This is a genomic window from Clostridium sp. Marseille-P3244, from assembly GCF_900120155.1.
Lineage (GTDB): Bacteria > Bacillota > Clostridia > Lachnospirales > Lachnospiraceae > Mediterraneibacter.
The window spans coordinates 2,165,301-2,184,615 of record NZ_LT635549.1 but is presented as its reverse complement, the minus strand read 5'-3'; the positions used below and the strand labels follow the sequence as shown (position 1 = coordinate 2,184,615).

The 19,315-nt window shown below is 49.1% G+C and carries 18 protein-coding genes; 17 read left to right on the top strand and 1 reads right to left on the bottom strand.

What is annotated here, in order from left to right:
- The first annotated feature begins 173 nt into the window (after positions 1 to 173).
- The 11 genes from BQ7367_RS12210 to BQ7367_RS12160 all read left to right on the top strand — a co-directional run bounded on the left by BQ7367_RS12210 (position 174) and on the right by BQ7367_RS12160 (position 11,282).
- Positions 174 to 1,088 carry an ABC transporter ATP-binding protein gene (locus BQ7367_RS12210; protein ID WP_072525687.1) on the top strand — a complete coding sequence of 305 codons (915 nt, stop codon included), beginning with the start codon at positions 174 to 176 and terminating at the stop codon, positions 1,086 to 1,088.
- A complete protein-coding gene (locus BQ7367_RS12205) occupies positions 1,085 to 2,329 on the top strand; it encodes an ABC transporter permease (RefSeq protein WP_072525686.1) in 1,245 nt (414 codons plus the stop codon). The genes BQ7367_RS12210 and BQ7367_RS12205 overlap by 4 nt, the downstream gene beginning before the upstream one ends.
- A gap of 133 nt (positions 2,330 to 2,462) precedes the next feature.
- Positions 2,463 to 3,680 (top strand): MFS transporter, encoded by a 1,218-nt coding sequence (locus tag BQ7367_RS12200; protein WP_072525685.1) that lies wholly within the window; start codon positions 2,463 to 2,465, stop codon positions 3,678 to 3,680.
- Positions 3,681 to 3,889: 209 nt separating this feature from the next.
- Positions 3,890 to 4,183 carry a hypothetical protein gene (locus BQ7367_RS12195; RefSeq protein ID WP_072525684.1) on the top strand — a complete coding sequence of 98 codons (294 nt, stop codon included), beginning with the start codon at positions 3,890 to 3,892 and terminating at the stop codon, positions 4,181 to 4,183.
- A 47-nt stretch (positions 4,184 to 4,230) separates the two neighbouring features.
- A complete protein-coding gene (locus BQ7367_RS12190) occupies positions 4,231 to 5,394 on the top strand; it encodes an exonuclease SbcCD subunit D (RefSeq protein ID WP_072525683.1) in 1,164 nt (387 codons plus the stop codon).
- Between the two features lie 46 nt (positions 5,395 to 5,440).
- Positions 5,441 to 8,680, top strand: coding sequence for an SbcC/MukB-like Walker B domain-containing protein (locus tag BQ7367_RS12185; protein WP_072525682.1), 3,240 nt, complete (start codon positions 5,441 to 5,443; stop codon positions 8,678 to 8,680).
- A gap of 104 nt (positions 8,681 to 8,784) precedes the next feature.
- The gene (locus tag BQ7367_RS12180; protein ID WP_072525681.1) at positions 8,785 to 9,324 is read left to right on the top strand and encodes a histidine phosphatase family protein; all 540 of its coding nucleotides are present in this window, start codon (positions 8,785 to 8,787) and stop codon (positions 9,322 to 9,324) included.
- Between the two features lie 45 nt (positions 9,325 to 9,369).
- Positions 9,370 to 9,666, top strand: a complete 297-nt coding sequence (locus BQ7367_RS12175; RefSeq protein ID WP_442855383.1) for a hypothetical protein — start codon at positions 9,370 to 9,372, stop codon at positions 9,664 to 9,666.
- Positions 9,667 to 9,753: 87 nt separating this feature from the next.
- The gene (locus BQ7367_RS12170; protein ID WP_143142987.1) at positions 9,754 to 10,119 is read left to right on the top strand and encodes a hypothetical protein; all 366 of its coding nucleotides are present in this window, start codon (positions 9,754 to 9,756) and stop codon (positions 10,117 to 10,119) included.
- A gap of 92 nt (positions 10,120 to 10,211) precedes the next feature.
- Entirely contained in the window at positions 10,212 to 10,589 is a 378-nt protein-coding gene (locus BQ7367_RS12165) for a GNAT family N-acetyltransferase (RefSeq protein WP_072525679.1), read from the top strand.
- Between the two features lie 201 nt (positions 10,590 to 10,790).
- Positions 10,791 to 11,282 carry a low molecular weight protein-tyrosine-phosphatase gene (locus BQ7367_RS12160; RefSeq protein WP_072525678.1) on the top strand — a complete coding sequence of 164 codons (492 nt, stop codon included), beginning with the start codon at positions 10,791 to 10,793 and terminating at the stop codon, positions 11,280 to 11,282.
- Here BQ7367_RS12160 and BQ7367_RS12155 read toward each other — a convergent pair.
- The gene (locus tag BQ7367_RS12155) at positions 11,251 to 11,961 is read right to left on the bottom strand and encodes a J domain-containing protein (protein WP_072525677.1); all 711 of its coding nucleotides are present in this window, start codon (positions 11,959 to 11,961) and stop codon (positions 11,251 to 11,253) included. The genes BQ7367_RS12160 and BQ7367_RS12155 overlap by 32 nt on opposite strands.
- 175 nt (positions 11,962 to 12,136) lie before the next feature.
- Between BQ7367_RS12155 and BQ7367_RS12150 the strand changes: the two genes are divergently transcribed.
- From BQ7367_RS12150 to BQ7367_RS12125, 6 genes are all read left to right on the top strand, one after another.
- Positions 12,137 to 13,363 (top strand): D-alanyl-D-alanine carboxypeptidase family protein, encoded by a 1,227-nt coding sequence (locus tag BQ7367_RS12150; protein WP_072525676.1) that lies wholly within the window; start codon positions 12,137 to 12,139, stop codon positions 13,361 to 13,363.
- Between the two features lie 104 nt (positions 13,364 to 13,467).
- A complete protein-coding gene (locus tag BQ7367_RS12145; protein WP_072525675.1) occupies positions 13,468 to 14,358 on the top strand; it encodes a metallophosphoesterase in 891 nt (296 codons plus the stop codon).
- 115 nt (positions 14,359 to 14,473) lie between these two features.
- Positions 14,474 to 15,232, top strand: coding sequence for a segregation and condensation protein A (locus BQ7367_RS12140; protein WP_072525674.1), 759 nt, complete (start codon positions 14,474 to 14,476; stop codon positions 15,230 to 15,232).
- Positions 15,222 to 15,791: an SMC-Scp complex subunit ScpB gene (scpB, locus tag BQ7367_RS12135; RefSeq protein WP_072525673.1), complete on the top strand. Its 570-nt coding sequence runs from the start codon at positions 15,222 to 15,224 to the stop codon at positions 15,789 to 15,791. The genes BQ7367_RS12140 and scpB overlap by 11 nt, the downstream gene beginning before the upstream one ends.
- A gap of 72 nt (positions 15,792 to 15,863) precedes the next feature.
- On the top strand, positions 15,864 to 17,132 hold the full coding sequence (locus BQ7367_RS12130; RefSeq protein ID WP_083588978.1) for a D-alanyl-D-alanine carboxypeptidase family protein: 1,269 nt from the start codon (positions 15,864 to 15,866) through the stop codon (positions 17,130 to 17,132).
- A gap of 144 nt (positions 17,133 to 17,276) precedes the next feature.
- Entirely contained in the window at positions 17,277 to 19,265 is a 1,989-nt protein-coding gene (locus BQ7367_RS12125; protein ID WP_072525671.1) for a 2-isopropylmalate synthase, read from the top strand.
- The last annotated feature ends 50 nt before the right edge of the window (positions 19,266 to 19,315 follow it).

The following is a 19,315-nucleotide window of genomic DNA, read 5'->3' as shown; positions in this document are numbered from 1 at the left end:
ATTCAGACTGTAAAAACAGGAAAATCAAAAAAACATGATTTTCCTGTTTTCTTTTTTCTGATTGTATGATAGTATTAGTACAGTGGATTCAGATCTGTGTAAAATGATTACACACATACGCAGCTGGTATCTGTATCTGCATGAAATGAAAATAAAGGAGAAAGGGAATACTCATGAAATTAGAGGTAAAAGACCTGAGAAAAAGTTTTGGAGACAAAGAAGTGCTCCACGGGATATCCTTTTCCATTGAAAGCGGAAAGGCACTGGGACTTCTCGGAAGAAACGGAGCCGGAAAGACCACAACCATCCGTATTCTGATGGATGTGTTCCATGCCAGTTCAGGGACGGTCACTGTAGACGGGAAGCCGTTTTTGCGGAAAGACTTTCGGATCGGATATCTGCCGGAGGAAAGAGGGCTGTACCCGAAAAAGGGTGTGCTGGAGCAGCTGATGTATCTGGCGCAGCTGCGGGGGAGTACAAGAGGAGACGCCAGAGAGCAGTCTATGCGCTGGCTGAAACGCCTGGGTGTGGAAGAGTACGCTCAGCGGAAGCTGGAGACATTGTCCAAAGGTAATCAACAGAAAGTACAGCTGGCACAGACCCTTGTCTGTGACCCGGATCTTGTTATCCTGGATGAGCCTTTCAGCGGGCTGGATCCGGTGAACTCCCAGATCCTTAAAGATGTGATCCAGGAGCAGATCGAGAGCGGAAAGCTCGTCATCTTTTCCAGCCATCAGATGAGTTATGTAGAAGAATTCTGTGAGGATATCGTACTGATCAATCACGGGGACATTGTACTGTCCGGGAATCTGGATCAGATCAAACGGGAGTACGGCCATAACCGTCTCGTGATCGGGCTGGAGCCGGACCAGGAAGAACCTAAACGGCTTCTTGAAGAGTACATGGGGGATCTGATCCGGATCGTCGGCAGCCGGAAGGAGCAGATTATTGTGGAGATGAAGGAAGGATGTACGAGGAAACAGCTTCTTGCCGGACTTCTTAAGAGAGACCTGGTGCCGGAAGAGTTTGGCAATTATGTGCCGTCACTGACGGAAATCTTTGTAGAAAGGGCAGGTGATCAGGCATGAAACAATTTCTGACGGTATTAAAATTTGAACTGAGCAATTATTTTAAAAATAAAAGTTTTGTGGTGACGACTGTCCTGCTCATGGTGCTGGCAGTGGGGATCATCGCTGTTCCGGGATTCCTTATGGGAAGAGACAGCAGTTCGGGAGGAGACAGCAATACAGGAGGGAACAGCGCTGGAGCAGAACAGAAGACAGTGGCAGTTCTGGATGAAAACGGAAGCATCGCGGATCTGAATTCTTTTGGCGCGGCCATGGGGATGCAGATCGACTGGACAGAGTGTTCCGATCAGAAACAGGTGGAGGACGCGGTAAACGACGGAACGGCAGAGGCCGGCTTTATCGTGGAAGACCTTCTTCACTATACATACGTAGTAGAAAACCGGTCCATGTCGGATACCCTTCAGGAAGCGTTCTCACAGGCGGCGTCAGCTGCCTACCGGGCGCAGGTACTTGAAGGAGAGGGCCTGGACGCGGCAGAGATCGAGACTCTTTATCAGATCCAGCCGGAATATGAGACTCAGATCCTGGGGAAAGACAGTGTGAGCAACTATGCCTATACCTATATGTTGATCATGATCCTGTATTTCCTGCTGATCTTTTACGGGCAGATGATCGCCACCTCTGTAACTTCAGAGAAAAGCAACCGCGCGATCGAGATCCTGGTTACCAGTGTGGACAGTAACGGCCTGATTTTCGGGAAAGTGCTGGCCGGGGCTGTCGCCGGCCTGATCCAGTGCGTCCTGATCCTTGGCAGTGCCGTGGGCGCCTATCAGATATTCCGGGAAAGCTGGGGAGGAATGCTTGATATGTTGTTCCAGATCCCGGGTTCCGTATGGGCAGCCTTTGTGGTATTCGGCATGATGGGTTATCTGCTTTATGCGTTCTGCTTCGGGATGCTGGGGGCTCTGGTCTCAAAGACCGAGGACATCAGCAAAGCATCTATGCCCGTAATGATGATCTACCTTGTTTCATTTTTTATCGCTCTCTTTGGGATGAATGACAGCAACGGTATGTTGATGCGGGTAGCGTCTTTTATACCGTTTACATCCAGCAACGGCATGCTGATTCGGATCGCCATGGGAAGTGTGGAGATGTGGGAGATCCTGATTTCAGGTATTCTGCTTGCGGTTTCCTGTGTGATCGCCGGTGTGCTTGCGGCGAAAATTTTCCGGTTTGGTACACTGATGTACGGAAACCCGATCAAATTTACTGCTGCTCTGAAAAAAATCCGGGAAAAATAAAAGGTATATTTTGATAAAAAAGAAAGCATGCTGTATCATTGAGATACCGTGTGCTTTCTTGTATTTTAGGCAGGACTCTTTCCCGCCCTGGGCATATACATAATATCAGAACAGTAAGGAAGAAGGAAATACGATGAAAACCCGGATTTATTCGAAAGATATCCTGCTTGTGCTGGCAGCTACTTTTTTCTATATGGCCAGTCCTATGCTGGTAACTCCACTGATCACAGGCTTTACAGAGAGCATCGGAGCTTCCGCGGCCCTGATGGGGATCGTGGGAGGAATGATGAACCTGTGCTCTCTTGTGTGCCGGCCCTTTGCGGGAAATCTGGCGGATAAAATCAGCAAGTACAGAGTATCTCTGATCGGGGCCGTGTTGATGGCGGCGGCCTGTATCGGATATATGACAGCGAAATATCCCGCGGTCATTATTCTGTCAAGGATCGTAAACGGTATCGGTTTTTCCTGCTGCTCGGTCTGTATGGCCACCTGGATGTCAAATATGCTGCCCCAAAACAGGATCGGTTCCGGGATGGGTCTTTATGGAACGATGAATGCACTGGCAATGGCTGTGGCCCCGGCCATCGGGGTCGGAGTCTATCAGACGATCGGGTACAGAGCATCCTTTGGGATCGCACTGGTATTTTCTGTGGCCATTATCGTGGTGATCCAGTTTATCGGTGACAGGGGAGAACCGGTGAAAGAGATAAAAGAGATACAGGAAGAAAACGCTGCAGAAACAGACAGCAGCGGGAAGCCAGATGGAGCGAAAACAGGGCTGAAACTGGTGGATGTCAGAGTCATCCCCGTCGCGCTGATCATCATGCTGTTCGCGATTCCGTACTGCGCCACACAGTCCTTTCTTGTGACTTATGCTAAGACTCTGGAACTCAATATCAATGTAGGGAGCTTTTTCCCTTCTTACGCGGCAGTTCTGATCATCCTCAGACTGAGCTTGCGCGGCTTATTCGACAGACTTCCTTTCCGGATATTTCTACTGACAGGTTCCCTTTGCGCGTTTTTGTCAATCTTGTGTCTGGCTTTGATGAAAGACGACTGGATGATGCTGCTTGCGGCGGTGTTTATGGCCGGCGGGTACGGGATCATGAGTTCCGTGTGTCAGTCCACCGCGATCCTGCTGGCCGGGAAAGATAAAAGAGGACTGGCCAACAGTACGTACTATATCGGACTCGATCTGGGAATGGCTTTCGGTCCGATGATCGGCGGAGTCCTTTACGGAAACCTGGATATTCGACTGTTTTATCCTGTGCTGATGGCGACAATACCGATGGTGGGTGTGGTTTATCTGGCGGCAGGGAAAAGGCTTAAAGGGGAATTGTCCATACGTTGACTCAGATCCAAAATAGAGTATAATAAAACCAGATATCCGCCCCTAAGGAGAAGTATAACTATGAAATTGTCTGCGATTCACCAAATTGCCACTATTGTTTCGGATTATAAGGTTTCCAGAGATTTCACGGAAGATATTGAGGCGGGTGTGGCAGAGCTTCGGGAACAGGGGATAGTGGTGGAACCAGTCAGAGTGGAAAGGAGGGCCAAATGCGGAATATTATTGAAATGCTGGATGAACTCCAGAACCGGGCGCTGCGCGAGAAAGATGTCCGGAAAAAGCTGCTGGATACGAGAAAAGAAAAGGACCCTCTCAGCGCGTTCTGCAGAGCATGCCGCGATCTGGGCTATGAGATTTATGAGATGGAACTGATCTGTGCGGGAGAGGAATTTCATGCGGCAATGAAGCGGAGCACCAACGGTGGAGGAGAGAATTCCCCGAAGCTGTCAGGAGAAGATGATTTCTATGAATTGTTTATAGCCAATCTGGAAGGAATGGAATGACAGGATAAACGAGTATCAGTTCTTCCGGTAATGAACAGGAGACTTTTATGAAATTTTTTCATCTTTCCGATCTGCATATCGGACTGAAACTTATGAACCGCGATCTGCGGGAAGATCAGGAATATATTTTCAGACAGATCACGGATCTGGCGAAAAAAGAACGGCCGGATGCCGTTGTGATCGCCGGGGATATCTACGATAAAGCAGTTCCTCCGGCAGAGGCCGTGGAAGTGTTCGATCAGTTTATCACCGGGCTGACAAACGCTCTTCCGGAGACGGTGATTATGATGATCAGCGGGAATCATGACAGCGCGGCGCGGGTCAACTGTTTCCGGAGCGTGCTCTCCGGGCAGAATGTGTACATGATCGGGCAGTCGCCGAGGACAGAGGACGAGAAGATCGAGAAGGTGACGCTTGAGGATGAGTACGGCAGCGTGGATTTTTATCTTCTGCCCTTTGTGAAGCCGTCCATGGTAAAACAGATCACGGGCGTGGATGAGAACGGGAACAATCTGTCCTACAACGAGACGCTGCACAGACTGCTGGGGCGGGAGAAGATAGATGGCAGCCGGAGAAATGTTCTGGTGAGCCATCAGTTTTATCTTCCGGCCGGTGCAAAAGCCGAGGATATTGAACGGATGGATTCCGAGATCTGTACGGTGGGAAATATCGACCAGGTTTCTGCCGATGTGCTGGAACCTTTTGACTATGCGGCTCTCGGACACATACATAAGCCTATGAAAGCAGGAAATGAAAGGTTCCGATACTGCGGCACGCCCCTTGCCTGTTCGGTAAGCGAGGCCGGGCAACAAAAGGGAATTATTCTGGTGGAATTGAAGGAAAAAGGGGAAATACATACTTCCGTACTGCCGCTGAAGCCGCTCCGGCAGGTCAGGGTAATCCAGGGGACACTGGAGGAAGTGCTCTCCCAGGGATGTCAGGATTATGTGACCGTTATCCTGACAGACAGAGCAGATCTGGATGTACTGGACATGCAGGACCGGCTCCGGCACGCGTTTCCCAATCTTCTGGAAATCCGCAGAGAAGTACTGCGAAAGGCAGACTATGAGAAAGAATTTATACCGGAAAAAGAGAGGGATCCCTTTCAACTGTGCTGCGAGTTTCTGAAAGAGACAGATGTAGAGGAAAAGAAGATCCTCCGGGATGTGATCAATACAGTTCAAAGCAGCATGACCCAGGGAAAGGGATGAAGCAGCATACAGCCGGGGCGGCAGGAGCAGGAGGAGAAAGAAGCAGATGAGACCGTTAAAGCTGACAATGCAGGCGTTCGGTTCTTACGGGAAGCGGACAGTCATTGATTTTGAAGTTACAAATCAAAATATTTTTCTGATCTCAGGAGACACCGGATCTGGAAAGACGACCATATTTGACGCTATCGTATTTGCACTCTACGGGGAAGCAAGCTCCGGTGAAAACAAAAAAGACGGCGTCGAACTGCAGAGCCAGTTTACAGGAATCGATACAGAGCCTTTTGTGGAGCTGACGTTTGCAGAGGGGACGGGGGACGTAAGACAGGAATATACCGTCCGCCGGGTGCCCAGGCATATTCGGCCGCTGAAACGGGGAACCGGATCAAAGGAAGAAAGCGGATCAGTGTCTTTGACTATGCCGGACGGAACAGAGTACCCTCAGAAAGAGACGGATCGGAAACTGGAGGAGATCGTGGGCCTGACCAAAAGCCAGTTTATGCAGGTGGCCATGATCGCTCAGGGGGAGTTTATGCAGCTTCTCCGGGCAAAATCCGATGAGAAGAAGGTGATCTTCCGCAGGCTTTTCCATACAGAAGTATATGAACGGATCGTGGATGAGCTGGGACGCCGGAGGAAAGAAAAACAGCAGGCGATGGGGCAGATCCGCACGGTATGCCAGAATGAGGTATCCCATGTTCGGATCCCTCAGGATTATGAAGGCAGCGAGCAAATCCGGGAACTGAAAGAGCGGATCCTATCTTCCGATCGTCTTTCTGTGGTGGATATGGAACAGATGCTGGAAGAGCTGGGCACGCTCTGCAGCCTTCTGGAGAAACAGAACAGACGCGCCGAGGAGGTCTGTCAGAAGGCTGAGGCAGATTATCTGGCGAAGAGAGACGCATTTCAGCAGGGAAACGCTCTGCTTCTGCGGTATCAGGAACTGGAGAAAGCAGAAGCCAAGCTGAAAGAATGTAAGGAAAAAGAGAACGGGATCTCTGAAATGATAAAACTGGGCGGACAGATCCGGAAAGCCTATGAGATCCAGGCCTGCTGGCTCAGATATGAAGACGCGGCCCGGACTACCGGAAAAACACGGGAGAATCTGGCTGTCCAGACAGAAAGACTGCCGGAAGTCATCAAAGCGCTTGAAGAGGCGAAAACAAAGGAAGAAAAGGCAAAACGCATTTCGGAACAGGAACAGCAGGAATTCGCCAGGGTCTCTGACCGTGTGGACAAGGCTCTGGAGCTTTTTGATAAAATCCAGTCGGCAAAGAAGCAGATTTCAGAGCAGGAAGAAGGCTTAAAGCGGACGAAGACGATAGCCGAATCTTCTCAGCGACGGCTGAGAGAGTTGGAAGAAGAGGAGAAGAAACAAAAGGCTGAGGCGGAGAGGCTCTCTGACGCGGAGATCCGTCTGGAACGCTGGCAGGTGATGTGGGACAAAGCCCGGGAAATCGAGGAGGATATCACAAAGGCCGGACAGGCTCTGAAGGAGGCAAAACTTCAGCGGAAGGCGGCGGAAGAGGCTGCACGGGAGTATATCAGAGCAGGACGTTGTTTTGAAGAGAAGAACCGGGAATACGAAAGACTGCGGACACTGTTCCTCAATATCCAGGCCGGATTCATCGCCCGGGAACAGCTCCGTCCGGGAGAGCCCTGCCCGGTCTGTGGCTCCCTGGAGCATCCCAGTCCGTGCAGGCTGGAAGGGGAGCATCGCCAGCTGGATCGGGAAACCATCGAAACACTGGCTAAAGAAGTAGAATCGCTGCGGTCTGTCCAGGAACAGGCGTCAGCCGCTTCCAGGTCTGCCGCGGATCTTTCCGAGGAGAAAGAGAGAAGGGCAAAAGAAGAAACGACGAAGGTCTGTCAGAAAACGGCAGTTTATCTTTCAGATAACGATCCGGGAGAGGACGGGGAACACGGATCCGAGTTTTCGTCCATCCATATGGCAGAAACGGTTCTTGAAGAGAGAAAGCTTTGGTTCGACATATGGAAGGAAAAGATCCGGAAAGAAGGAGAAAAAGCAGAAAAAGATATCCGTGCGCTAAAAGAACGAAAGGAGTTCCTGGCGAAAGCGGAGGATCAGAAACGCTCTCTGAAAGAATCGGCTGACCGGGCGGAGACTGATCTGAGAGAAGCAGAGACGGCGTTTGCTGTTGCGCAGGAAAGGCTGAAAAGCCTGGAGTCTTCCGGAGAATATGATACAAGAGAAGCGGCGGTGGCCGCCCGGACATCTGCGGCACAGAGAATGGAAGAAAAGGAGCGCATCTATCAGGCGGCAGTGACGGCAGAGCGGAAGGCTCGGGCAGGGAAAGAATCAGCGGAGACTCTGATCAGGCAGTATCAGACGGAACTTCCGGAACAGGAAAAGGAGAAAGAAGAACGAAAGGTACTCTATGAAAAGTTGATGGAGGAGCGAGATCTTCCGGAAACAGAATGGAAAGCACTGACCGGGCAATATGACCGTGAAAAGCCCCAGCGCCTTCAGAACCAGATTCAGGACTACAGCCAGAAAAAGGCAGCCGCCGAAAGCCTTCAGAAAGCTGCGAAAGAGGCGGTCAGAGGCAGACAGCGGCCGGATCCTGACGCACTGGAACATGACAGAAATACTGCGAAGGAGATCTTCGATCGCGTTCAGGGACAGCGTGATCAGCTGCGGGAACTGCTCCGGAATAACAAGGAAGCTTACGGGCGGCTGGCTCCGGTAATGGAAGAGCGGGCAAAAGTTATGGAAGAATACCGGCGTCTGGACGACCTGTACAATCTTCTGGCCGGGAAGGTGACCGGCGCCCGGATGGATATTGAGACCTATGTTCAGCGGTACTATCTGGAGCGGATCCTGTCCGCCGCGAACCGGCGGTTCCGGGAGATGTCCGCGGGACAGTTTGAACTGCGTCTGTGCGATATGGAGCGTGCCGGAACGGGGAAGAACCGGGGACTGGATCTGATGGTATACTCTGCGGTCACCGGAAAAGAGCGGGAAGTCCGGACACTGTCCGGAGGAGAATCCTTTATGGCCGCTCTGTCTCTGGCACTGGGAATGGCAGACCAGATCCAGGAAAGCACCGCGGCGGTCAGTCTGGATATGATGTTCATTGACGAAGGGTTCGGCTCACTGGACGATCAGGCAAGAGACAAGGCGGTCCGGGTGCTGAAGGATATGGCGGACGGATCAAAACTGATTGCGATTATATCCCATGTGACAGAGCTGAAGCAGGAGATCGAAGATCAGCTGCTCGTGAAGAAAGATGAAGAAGGAAGCAGAGTCAGATGGATAATAAACTGACAGATTTATTCAGGAGGATGCCAATGCCAGGAAAAGGAACTATCTCCGATAGTATATACCGGGAACTGCTGAAGAAAAAAATTTCGGAAACGGAGTAAAAGAAAATGGGACATTTTTATTTTGTTAGACATGGACAGACCGTATGGAATGTGGAGAACAAGATCTGCGGAGCAACAGATATCCCTCTGACAGAGTTCGGCCATCAACAGGCCATTGAAACAGGAAAGAAGATCCTGGAAGAGGGGATCCGGGCGGATGAGATCCTGTATTCCCCTCTGATCCGGGCGGCGGATACGGCAAGGCATATCTCGGAGGTTACAGGGATACCGGCGCGCCCTGAGCCAAGACTGACCGAGCAGAATTTCGGGAAATGGGAGTCCACCCCAAGGGACGGCGCGGATTTTAAGAAAGCGAAAGAGATGTTCGCCTGCAGTCACGGGAACGGCGAGTCCACGCTGCGTCTGGCCCAGAGAATCTATAATCTTCTGGATGAGATCAGGGCAGAATCAGAGAAAAAGACCTGTATCCTGGTAGCCCATAACGGCATCGCGCGTGTCGTACAATCCTATTTCACAGATATGACGAATGAAGAATACGCGGCGTTTGGCGTGAAAAACTGCGCAGTGGTCAGATATGATTTCTGAGATGAGCCGGGAAATATCAAAACCGGAATTCGGCTCCGAGGAAGCATGAAAGCAAAAGGAGTGAGAAGAGTGGCGTCAGAAAAGACAAAAGAACTGTACAAATTTTTGCTGGGAAAGGGCTACCCGAAAGAATTCTGTGCGGAGATAGCCTACAAAAATATGAATACAGACTATACTGCCACCAGAATGCTGGGGTATCTTTACCGGGTGACCGATCCCAGGATCGAGGATCTGGTGGACGAAATGCTGGCAATTTTAAGCGACAGAGATCAGATCATTCAGAAAAAAGAGATGGAACACGCACAGGCAGTGATGAATGATGTCTACAAAAACGGACTGTAGTCCCTTTATTTCAGAATAAAAAGGAAATTTGTTCAAGTGGGAATGAAGAAAAAGAAAACCATAAGTTTTAAGTCAGCAGTATGGACATTGATTATAGTTATCGTACTGATCGCAGCTGCAAAGGTTCTGGGAACAGGAACGATGGGATCTGCGATCCGTGTCGGATATATCGGCAGTGATGGATGGAGAAACTGGTCGGCAAGCTACTCCATGCTTGATGGAACATTAAAACATACCATTCATCTGAAAGATACACAAGATACGGTTCGGGTTGAAGTCGCGACAGAAGATGGACAAATATCTATCCAGATGGAAGATACGGAAGGCAATGTAATCTTTAACGAAGAAGATATCGCTACAACCACTTTTGATGTGAAAGTACCGGGAAACGTTGCCGTACGCATAGAAGCAGACCACCATAAAGGAAGTTTTAATATAGAAACGATAGAGTAAAAACGACAAATTGGGCTTTGTTGATATGGATAGTGAGTAATTAGCTGATGGAATGAGATTCACTCCTATGAAATTCGAGAGGTACAAGGACAATGGAATACAGAATTGATGATAAAATGCTTAACACTTCGGTATTTCTTACGTTTGTAAACCAAGTATGGCCGGGAGATTATGACATTGAAAAGACGAAAAATGCTTTATCTAAAACGCTAAATATAACTGCCTATGATGGAAAAAGACTTGTGGGTTGCCTGCGTATTCTTTCTGACGGATATTTCTTCGGAACGATTACCGAGCTGCTTATCCTTCCAGAGTATCAGAAGCAAGGGATTGGAAGCCGACTTCTCCAACTTGCCAAGGAGAACACACCCACTATGCTGTATTTTGGTTCACAGCCGGGAATTGAAACATTTTATGAAAAGAATGGTTGCCAAAAGAGTTTGCAGTCTTATATGATAGAGAAAAAATAATATTGAAGCAGAAAGCTGCCGTTGCAGGAACATCCATTCCCAATTTAGATTTGAACGATCATCTTGAGCAGGGCTTTAAAAATTCTGAGTTGTTAGATCATCTTTATCATCGGGCAATCTGCCCCGAACTTTCTCAGTTGCGTATCCTGCAAATCGCAGCAAAACGGGGTAAACTAACGCAAATCAGGAGGACTTTAAAATATGATAAAAATACTCTTTATCTGCCACGGCAACATCTGCCGTTCTACGATGGCGGAATATGTTATGAAATACCTGGTCGCCCGGGAGGGTCTGTCGGATTCTTTCTATATTGATTCTGCTGCTGTCAGCCGTGAGGAGATCGGGAATCCGCCTCATCCCGGCACCCGCCGGAAGCTGAAAGAAATGGGGATCCCCTGTGGAGATCATCGGGCCCGCCAGATGAGGAGGGAGGAGTACGAACAGTTTGATTATCTGATCGGGATGGACTCGTGGAATATACGCAACATGAACCGGATCCTGAAGAACAACGACCCGGAGGGAAAAGTGTACAAGCTTCTTGATTTTACAGAAAGATGTGGGGAAGATATTGCGGATCCATGGTATACAGATAATTTTGACGCTACTTACGCAGACGTAAAAGAGGGCTGTGAAGCCCTCTTATCGGAATGTCTTAGGAAACTTACATCAGAGCATAAGACAGAAGCCTTTTAAGATTGTTCTGATACTGACGGTTCTGATTTCTAAGCCGCAGTTTCTCTGAACTGGATTTGGTCTCTTCGATATAGGCGTCGTACCGGGGAAACAGCGTATGATAATCGATGGACTGTTTCTGGCCCCAGCGTACAAGCACCCAGTTCATGGCGTCAGGGTTCCAGTATTCCATGGGAATGCCGGCCATCTTGAGAACAGCGATATACTGGACTGCCTGCATGGAAAGCTCGGAAATCTGCCGGTTCCGGAAGGATTCTTCCTGTTTCGGGCTTTTTCCGATCTTCTTGAAGATCCTCTGGGGAAGGCTTTTCTTCTGGGATTCCCGCCGGATCAGACTGACGCTTTTCCCAATGATCTCATTGAGCCGGTTCGCGGTATTCCAGTAAGTGACAAAAGATCCGCTTTCATCGCGGCCGTCCTCCGGCCCTACAGTGAAAGTACGAAATACGCGCGTGGTCTCCCCGAAAATCTCACGGTTGTATTCCTTCCGTTTCTCAGGATTGGAGAGTACGCGGTACGCTTCCAAAATCTCCTGCATAAAAGCAGTTGTATCAATGTCTTTATGTATATTCGCGTCGGGATGATATACTTTCGCCAGCGCGTTTTTTGCTGTCGTGATCTCTTCCAGAGTCGCGTCTCTGGAAACACCCAGAACATCATAATATGTATGAGTTGTCATTGCGCCCTCCTTATTAATTTCATTTATTCTCCCATGAATAATATACGTCAGACAGGTGGAAAAGTCAATTCACATTCTGCTGCAGAACCCGCGGAAAACCTTATGTAAAACGGGCATAATTTCCCGGCTCTGTGACTATATTGATAACAGACGAATCTGCAGAGGTGTAATTTGAATGAAAAGGATCTCAGCATTTATGATCGGAATGGCCCTTTTCTTTGCCAGCCTGTACGGTCCTGTTACGGTAAGTGCAGAAGAAGAACCGGAACAGACAGAAACCCGGCAGGATACAGAGACAGATACGGAAACAGAAACCCAGCCGGGAATTGACATTACGGCCCCGTCAGCCATCCTGATGGAGGCGTCCACCGGCACCGTGATCTATGAAAAGGACGCGGATACAGCGCGCCCGCCGGCCAGCGTGACAAAAGTCATGACAATGCTGCTTATATTTGACGCTTTGGAGGAGGGCAGCATTCAGTTGGAAGATGAGGTGACTACTTCAGAATATGCGGCATCTATGGGCGGGTCCCAGGTGTTTCTGGAGCCCGGAGAGACACAGACAGTAGATACCATGCTCAAATGTATCGCTGTAGCCAGCGCCAATGACGCCTGTGTGGCAATGGCAGAGTACATATGCGGGAGTGAGGAAGAATTTGTCCGCAGAATGAATGAGCGGGCGGCTGGACTGGGCATGGAAAATACAAATTTTGTCAACTGCAACGGCCTTGATGCGGAGGGACATGTGACCAGCGCCAGGGATATTGCCCTTATGTCAAGGGAACTGATTACGAAGTATCCTCAGGTCCACGGCTATTCTATGATCTGGATGGAGAATATTACCCACAATACGAGCAAAGGGACCTCGGAGTTCGGGCTGACCAATACCAACAAACTGGTGAGACAGTACGAGTATGCCACAGGTCTTAAGACTGGCTCCACCGGGGAAGCTAAATTCTGTGTCTCTGCCACAGGAGAAAAAAATGGGATCGAACTGATCGCTGTGGTTATGGCGGCGGAAAACTCCAAACAACGGTTTGCAGACGCGGTAAAGCTTCTGAATCATGGATTTGGGAAATGCCAGCTCTATACAGATGAGGGGACGGAGGGGATCACCCCCGCCAACGTGGAAAACGGAGTGGAGGAGACTGTACCGGTAGAGCGGGCGGATGCCTTTACATGGCTGGATACGCAGGGCGCCAATCTGAATGGCATTGAGCGGTCTGTGCAGATGAAAGGAAAAATTGACGCGCCTGTGAAAAAAGGTGACGTGGTTGGGCAGATCATCTATACTCTTGACGGAAAGGAGATCGGACGGTCCGATCTGACAGCGGCAGAAGACGTAAAGCGGGCAAAATTTACAGACTATCTGAAACGGGTGGCATCTGCGGCCTGCCTGTAGTCTGCAGCTGTCAGAAACAACAGATCTCGAAATCAGGGTTGTTCTGCTGCCGGGGTATGCTTTATAATGAGTTAATGCAAATGATATAGAGGTTTAAGGTGGCGATGAATATACTGTTTGTTGTGATCATGATTTTATTGGCTGCCGCCGCCCTGACAGGAGCGGAAATATACCGGGAACTGCACACCTTCCGTGTCACCCGGTATCAGGTGGCCACTGAAAAATTCAAAAAAGCGGAGGGATCACTCAAGATCCTGTTCTTGAGTGATCTTCACAACCGGACGTACGGAAGGAACAACCAAAGACTTCTGGAGGCAATAAAAAAAGAAGAGCCGGATCTGATCCTTATCGGCGGGGACATGCTGGTGGGAAGGAAGGAGGCCTCTTTTGACACAGCGCTGGATTTTGTGAGAAAGCTCCCGGAGATCTCTACCGTTCTGTATGCTAACGGGAACCATGAACAGCGGATGCAGGAGAATACGGAGTATTATGGTACGGCTTACCAGGAGTATAAGCACTCTCAGGAAGAGAGTGGAGTGATCTTTCTGGAAAATAAAACCTGCCGGCTGACATTTGGTTCCAGAAAAGTGCTCATATGCGGGCTTTCTCTGGCTTCTTCCACATACAGAAAGTTTAAAAAGGATATTATAACCGGAAAAGATCTGGAAGAGCGAACCGGTATTTCTTTGACAGACGATGGGAAAGAGCCGGCATATACGATCCTGCTGGCCCATAACCCGGCATATATGGAGGCCTATCTGGAATGGGGAGCAGATATGATCCTGTCCGGACATCTTCACGGAGGGCTTGTACGGATCCCGTGGATCGGCGGGATTGTCACTCCCCAGGGTTTCCTTTTTCCTAAATATTCTGGAGAAATGACTCAGGAGGGCGGCCAGACGGTGATCGTCAGCCGGGGGCTGGGCACCCACACCCTGAATATCCGGCTTTTTAATACGCCGGAATTGATCTCTATCCAGCTGGAAGGCAAATGAAGCCTGTGAAAAAAATATTGTAAAAGGGCCCTGATTCCCTTATAATTTAATATTGGTACATCTGACAGATGTCAGACACAGGCCGGACACAGCCGGATAATTTCAGGGAGATCAAATGGGAATACCAGTTAAGTTGGAAGTATTTGAAGGTCCGCTGGATCTTCTGCTTCATCTCATCGATAAAAATAAGATAGACATTTATGATATACCGATTGCCGAAATCACGGATCAGTATATGGACTATATCAGGACGATGCACGGGGAAGACATGAATGTAATGAGTGAATTCCTTGTCATGGCGGCTACGCTTCTTGACATCAAATGCAGGATGCTCCTTCCGAAAGAGGTGACAGAAGAAGGAGAGGAAGAAGATCCCCGCCGGGAGCTGGTAGAACAGCTTTTGCAGTACAAGATGTATAAATATATGGCATCTGAGCTGAAAGAACGACAGACAGATTCTGAACAGGTCATGTATAAAGAACCGACTCTTCCGGAAGAAGTACGGGAATATGTAGAGCCGGTGGATCTGGACCGGCTGCTGGGGGATCTCACGTTGTCACGTCTGAACATGATCTTTCAGGAGGTCATGAAGCGGCAGACGGACAAGATCGATCCGGTCCGGAGTAAGTTCGGAAAGATTGAGAAGGAAGAAGTCTCCCTTACAGACAAATTCAGCTATATCCATCACTACATGCAGTCTCATCGAAAGTTCCGGTTCCGACAGCTTCTCGAAGAACAGCACAGCAGGATGCAGGTTGTCGTTACATTCCTTGCCATACTGGAATTGATGAAACAGGGAGAGATCCATGTGGCACAGGAGGATACATTCGGGGAGATCATGATTGAAAGGACAGGAGATACAGATGGAAATTGAGAAGCTTCAGGGCGCGGTCGAGGCCATCCTTTTTACAATGGGAGATTCTGTAGAGCTTGAAAAGCTGGCCGGAGCTATCGGCCATGATGAAGAGACGACGAAAAAGATCATTCATGACATGATGGACCGTTATGATGAAGAAGACAGAGGGATCCGGATCATAGAGCTGGACGGCGCGTATCAGCTCTGTACAAAAAAAGAATTATATGAGTATCTGATCCGGGTGGCAAAGCAGCCCAGAAGGTATGTGCTGACAGATGTGCTTCTTGAGACCCTGTCCATTATTGCTTACAGACAGCCGGTGACCAGGCTTGAGATCGAGAAAATACGCGGCGTAAAATCAGATCATGCCGTGAATAAGCTGGTAGAGTATGAGCTGGTAGAGGAAAAAGGACGTCTGGATGCCCCCGGCAGACCGCTCTTATTCGGGACCACGGAAGAATTTCTGCGTCGGTTCAGCGTTCATTCTCTGGACGAGCTGCCGGTGTTGGACCAGGAGCAGATCCGCCATCTGAAGGAAGAAGCGGAAGATGAGGTCCAGCTGAAACTGGATATCTGATCCTGTTTCTATTTCCGCGCTTACAGGCATATAGTAAGAAGGAGACAAAAAACGCAGGGGATGATCTGCAAAATGACAGATTTAAGAATGAAATGGAGGAAGAGAGTACTTGCGCTTCTCTGTTCCGCGGCTTGCCTGGCAGGACTGTTTTCCATGCCGCCTGCGGTGAGAGCCAAGGAGCAGATCTTAAGTGAGGAAACTGCGGCAGAAGCAGACAGCACAGAGATAAAGCCATCCGAACTGTACGCCCGGTCAGCGGTCCTTATGGACGCGGAATCAGGGCGTATTTTATTTGCGAAAAACGGACAGGATGAGGCGCCTATGGCCAGTACGACGAAGATCATGACCTGTATCCTGGCACTGGAACTGGGAAATCTGTCAGACCAGGTTGAGGTAAGTGAAACAGCGGCCTCTCAGCCCGATGTCAGTCTTGGGATGAGGACAGGTCAAAAATTTTATCTGAAAGATCTTCTTTACTCTCTGATGCTGGAATCGCACAATGACTCTGCTGTTGCCATTGCGGAGCATATCGGTGGCAGTGTAAAAGGCTTTTCCGGGCTGATGAACCAGAAGGCAAAAGAGCTGAAATGCTCCTCTACATATTTTATTACTCCAAACGGGCTGGATGCGGAAGATGAAAACGGCATCCATCATACGACGGCCGGGGACCTGGCTCAGATCATGCGATACTGCATCATGTCGTCAGATAAGAAAGAGGAATTTCTGGAGATTACAAGAACCGGATCGTATACATTCTCTGATTGTGACGGCGTCGGGTCATATACCTGTAATAACCACAATACATTTCTGAAGATGATGGAGGGCGCTCTCACGGGAAAGACCGGTTTTACAGCGGATGCCGGATATTGTTATGTGGGGGCTCTCAAAAGAGACAGCCGTACTTTTATCGTGGCGCTTCTGGCCTGTGGATGGCCCAACAATAAGGGGTATAAATGGTCAGATACACGAAAACTGATGACTTACGGGATCGAGAATTATTTCTATCAGGAGATCGGTCCGGATATGGAAGGGATATCTGTGGCAGTGGAAAACGGATATTCCGGCGGGTTTCCCGGGAAGGGTCCGGAAGAAATCACCGTTACCGCAGAAGGAGGTACCCGGAGTGTCCTGCTGAAGAAAGGGGAAGAAGTGGAGGTTGAATGGCAGGTGCCAAAAACCGTGAAGGCACCTTTGGAAAAGGGGGAGGAACTGGGGAAAGTAACATATAGCGTGGGAGGGAAAATACTGGCAGAATATCCGGTTCTGTCCGGCAAGACTGTGGGAGAAAGAACTTTTTATGACTGTATTTCTTATACAGCAGGCCGGTTTTTCTTTCATTAATGCGTCATAATAAAATAAGATAGATTAAAATAGATCAATATAAATGATTAATTTTGCCACTGGTGTATTTCTGATACCTGTGATAGTATAGGTGAGAATAAAATAAAACAATCAAATTGATTAATTATAAGGAGACGTACAATTATGGAAAACTGGAAGAAATATCAAAAGACTTATTTTATGCCTCCCGAGCCATGCTATGACTGGGTGAAGAAGGACGCCATCGACAAAGCGCCCGTCTGGTGCAGCGTGGATCTGCGGGATGGAAATCAGGCATTGATCGAACCCATGAGCCTGGATGAAAAACTGGAGTTCTTCCAGCTCCTGGTGGATGTGGGATTTAAGGTGATCGAAGTCGGGTTCCCGGCTGCGTCAGAGACAGAGTATCAGTTTTTGCGGACATTGATCGAACAGAATATGATCCCGGATGATGTGACGATCCAGGTTTTGACACAGGCGAGGGAACATATCATCAAACGGACATTTGAAGCTGTGAAAGGAGCTCCGCACGCAATTATACATGTATACAATTCCACGTCTGTGGCTCAGAGAGAGCAGGTATTTAAAAAGGACAAAGAAGAAATTAAAAAGATCGCCGTGGACGGGGCAAAGCTCTTAAAACGTCTGGCCAAAGAAACTTCCGGAAACTTTACTTTTGAGTACAGTCCGGAAAGTTTCCAGGGAACCGAAGTGGATTATGCCCTGGAAGTCTGCAACGCGGTTCTGGAAGTATGGAAGCCGACGAAGAAAAACAAGGCGGTCATCAATCTTCCGACCACGGTAGAAAACGCCATGCCTCATGTTTTTGCAAGCCAGGTGGAATATTTTAACAAGCATCTCCTTTACCGAGACAATGTAATTCTGTCACTCCATCCTCATAATGACCGGGGATCCGGTGTCAGTGACGCAGAGATGGGGATCCTTGCGGGAGCGGACCGGATTGAGGGCACTCTCTTCGGAAACGGGGAACGGACCGGAAACGTGGACATCATTACTCTGGCGATGAACATGTTCTCGCAGGGCGTTGACCCGATGCTCGATTTTTCTGATATGAGTGATATCTGCGAAGTATATGAACGGGTGACACGCATGAAAGTATCTCCCCGCCAGCCCTATGCGGGAGAACTTGTATTCACTGCTTTCTCCGGTTCCCACCAGGATGCTATCGCGAAGGGAATGGCATGGAGAGAAGAGCACAACTGCGACAAGTGGACAGTACCATACCTTCCTATCGATCCCCAGGATGTGGGACGCAGATACGATTCCGATGTTATCCGGATCAACAGCCAGTCCGGAAAGGGCGGCGTGAACTATATCCTGAAGCAGAGCTTTGGTATCAGTCTGCCGGAGAAGATGAAGGAAGAGGTAGGATATCTCGTCAAGGACGTGTCAGACAAAGCGCACAAAGAGCTCAGTCCGGATTGGGTATATCATATTTTCGAAGACAATTATATCAACCGGAAGCCGGTATTTACTGTTGATGAATGTCATTTCAAACAGGAGGACGGGATCATCGCGGAGGCAACCATCCATCATAACGGGAATAACCGCAATATCATGGGGGTCGGAAATGGCCGCCTGGACGCAGTGAGCAATGCCATCAAGCATTACTTTGACGTGAGCTATGAACTGGCTTTCTATGAGGAACATTCTCTGACCAAAGGATCTTCCTCCAGAGCGGTTGCCTATGTGGGCGTTGTCTGCAATAAGAAACGCTACTGGGGCGTGGGGATCGACGCCGACATCATCAAGGCATCCATCGAGGCTCTGGTAGTAGCGGTCAACAAGATCGATGAGATCGCTCATTCACAGGCAGGAAAGGATGAACGGCTTCTGGAGATCACCAATTATATCTACGCCAATTATAAAGACGTGACGCTGGATTCTCTTTCAGAAAAATTCTTTCTCTCCAAACCGTACCTCTCGAAATACATAAAAGAGAAGTCGGGGATGACTTTCGGAGACATCCTGAAAAAAATCCGGATGAAGAAGGCAAGGGCCATGTTGAAGAGCAGTACCGCCACAGTGGAAAGCATTGCGGAGTCTGTAGGATATCAGAACGTGGAACATTTTAACAGGGTGTTTAAAAAAATGTATAATATCACGCCTGTACAGTACCGTAACCGGAAATAAGATCCGAGCAGGGACAGGAGAGGGGCCGCCGAAAAATTTGGTGGCACTCT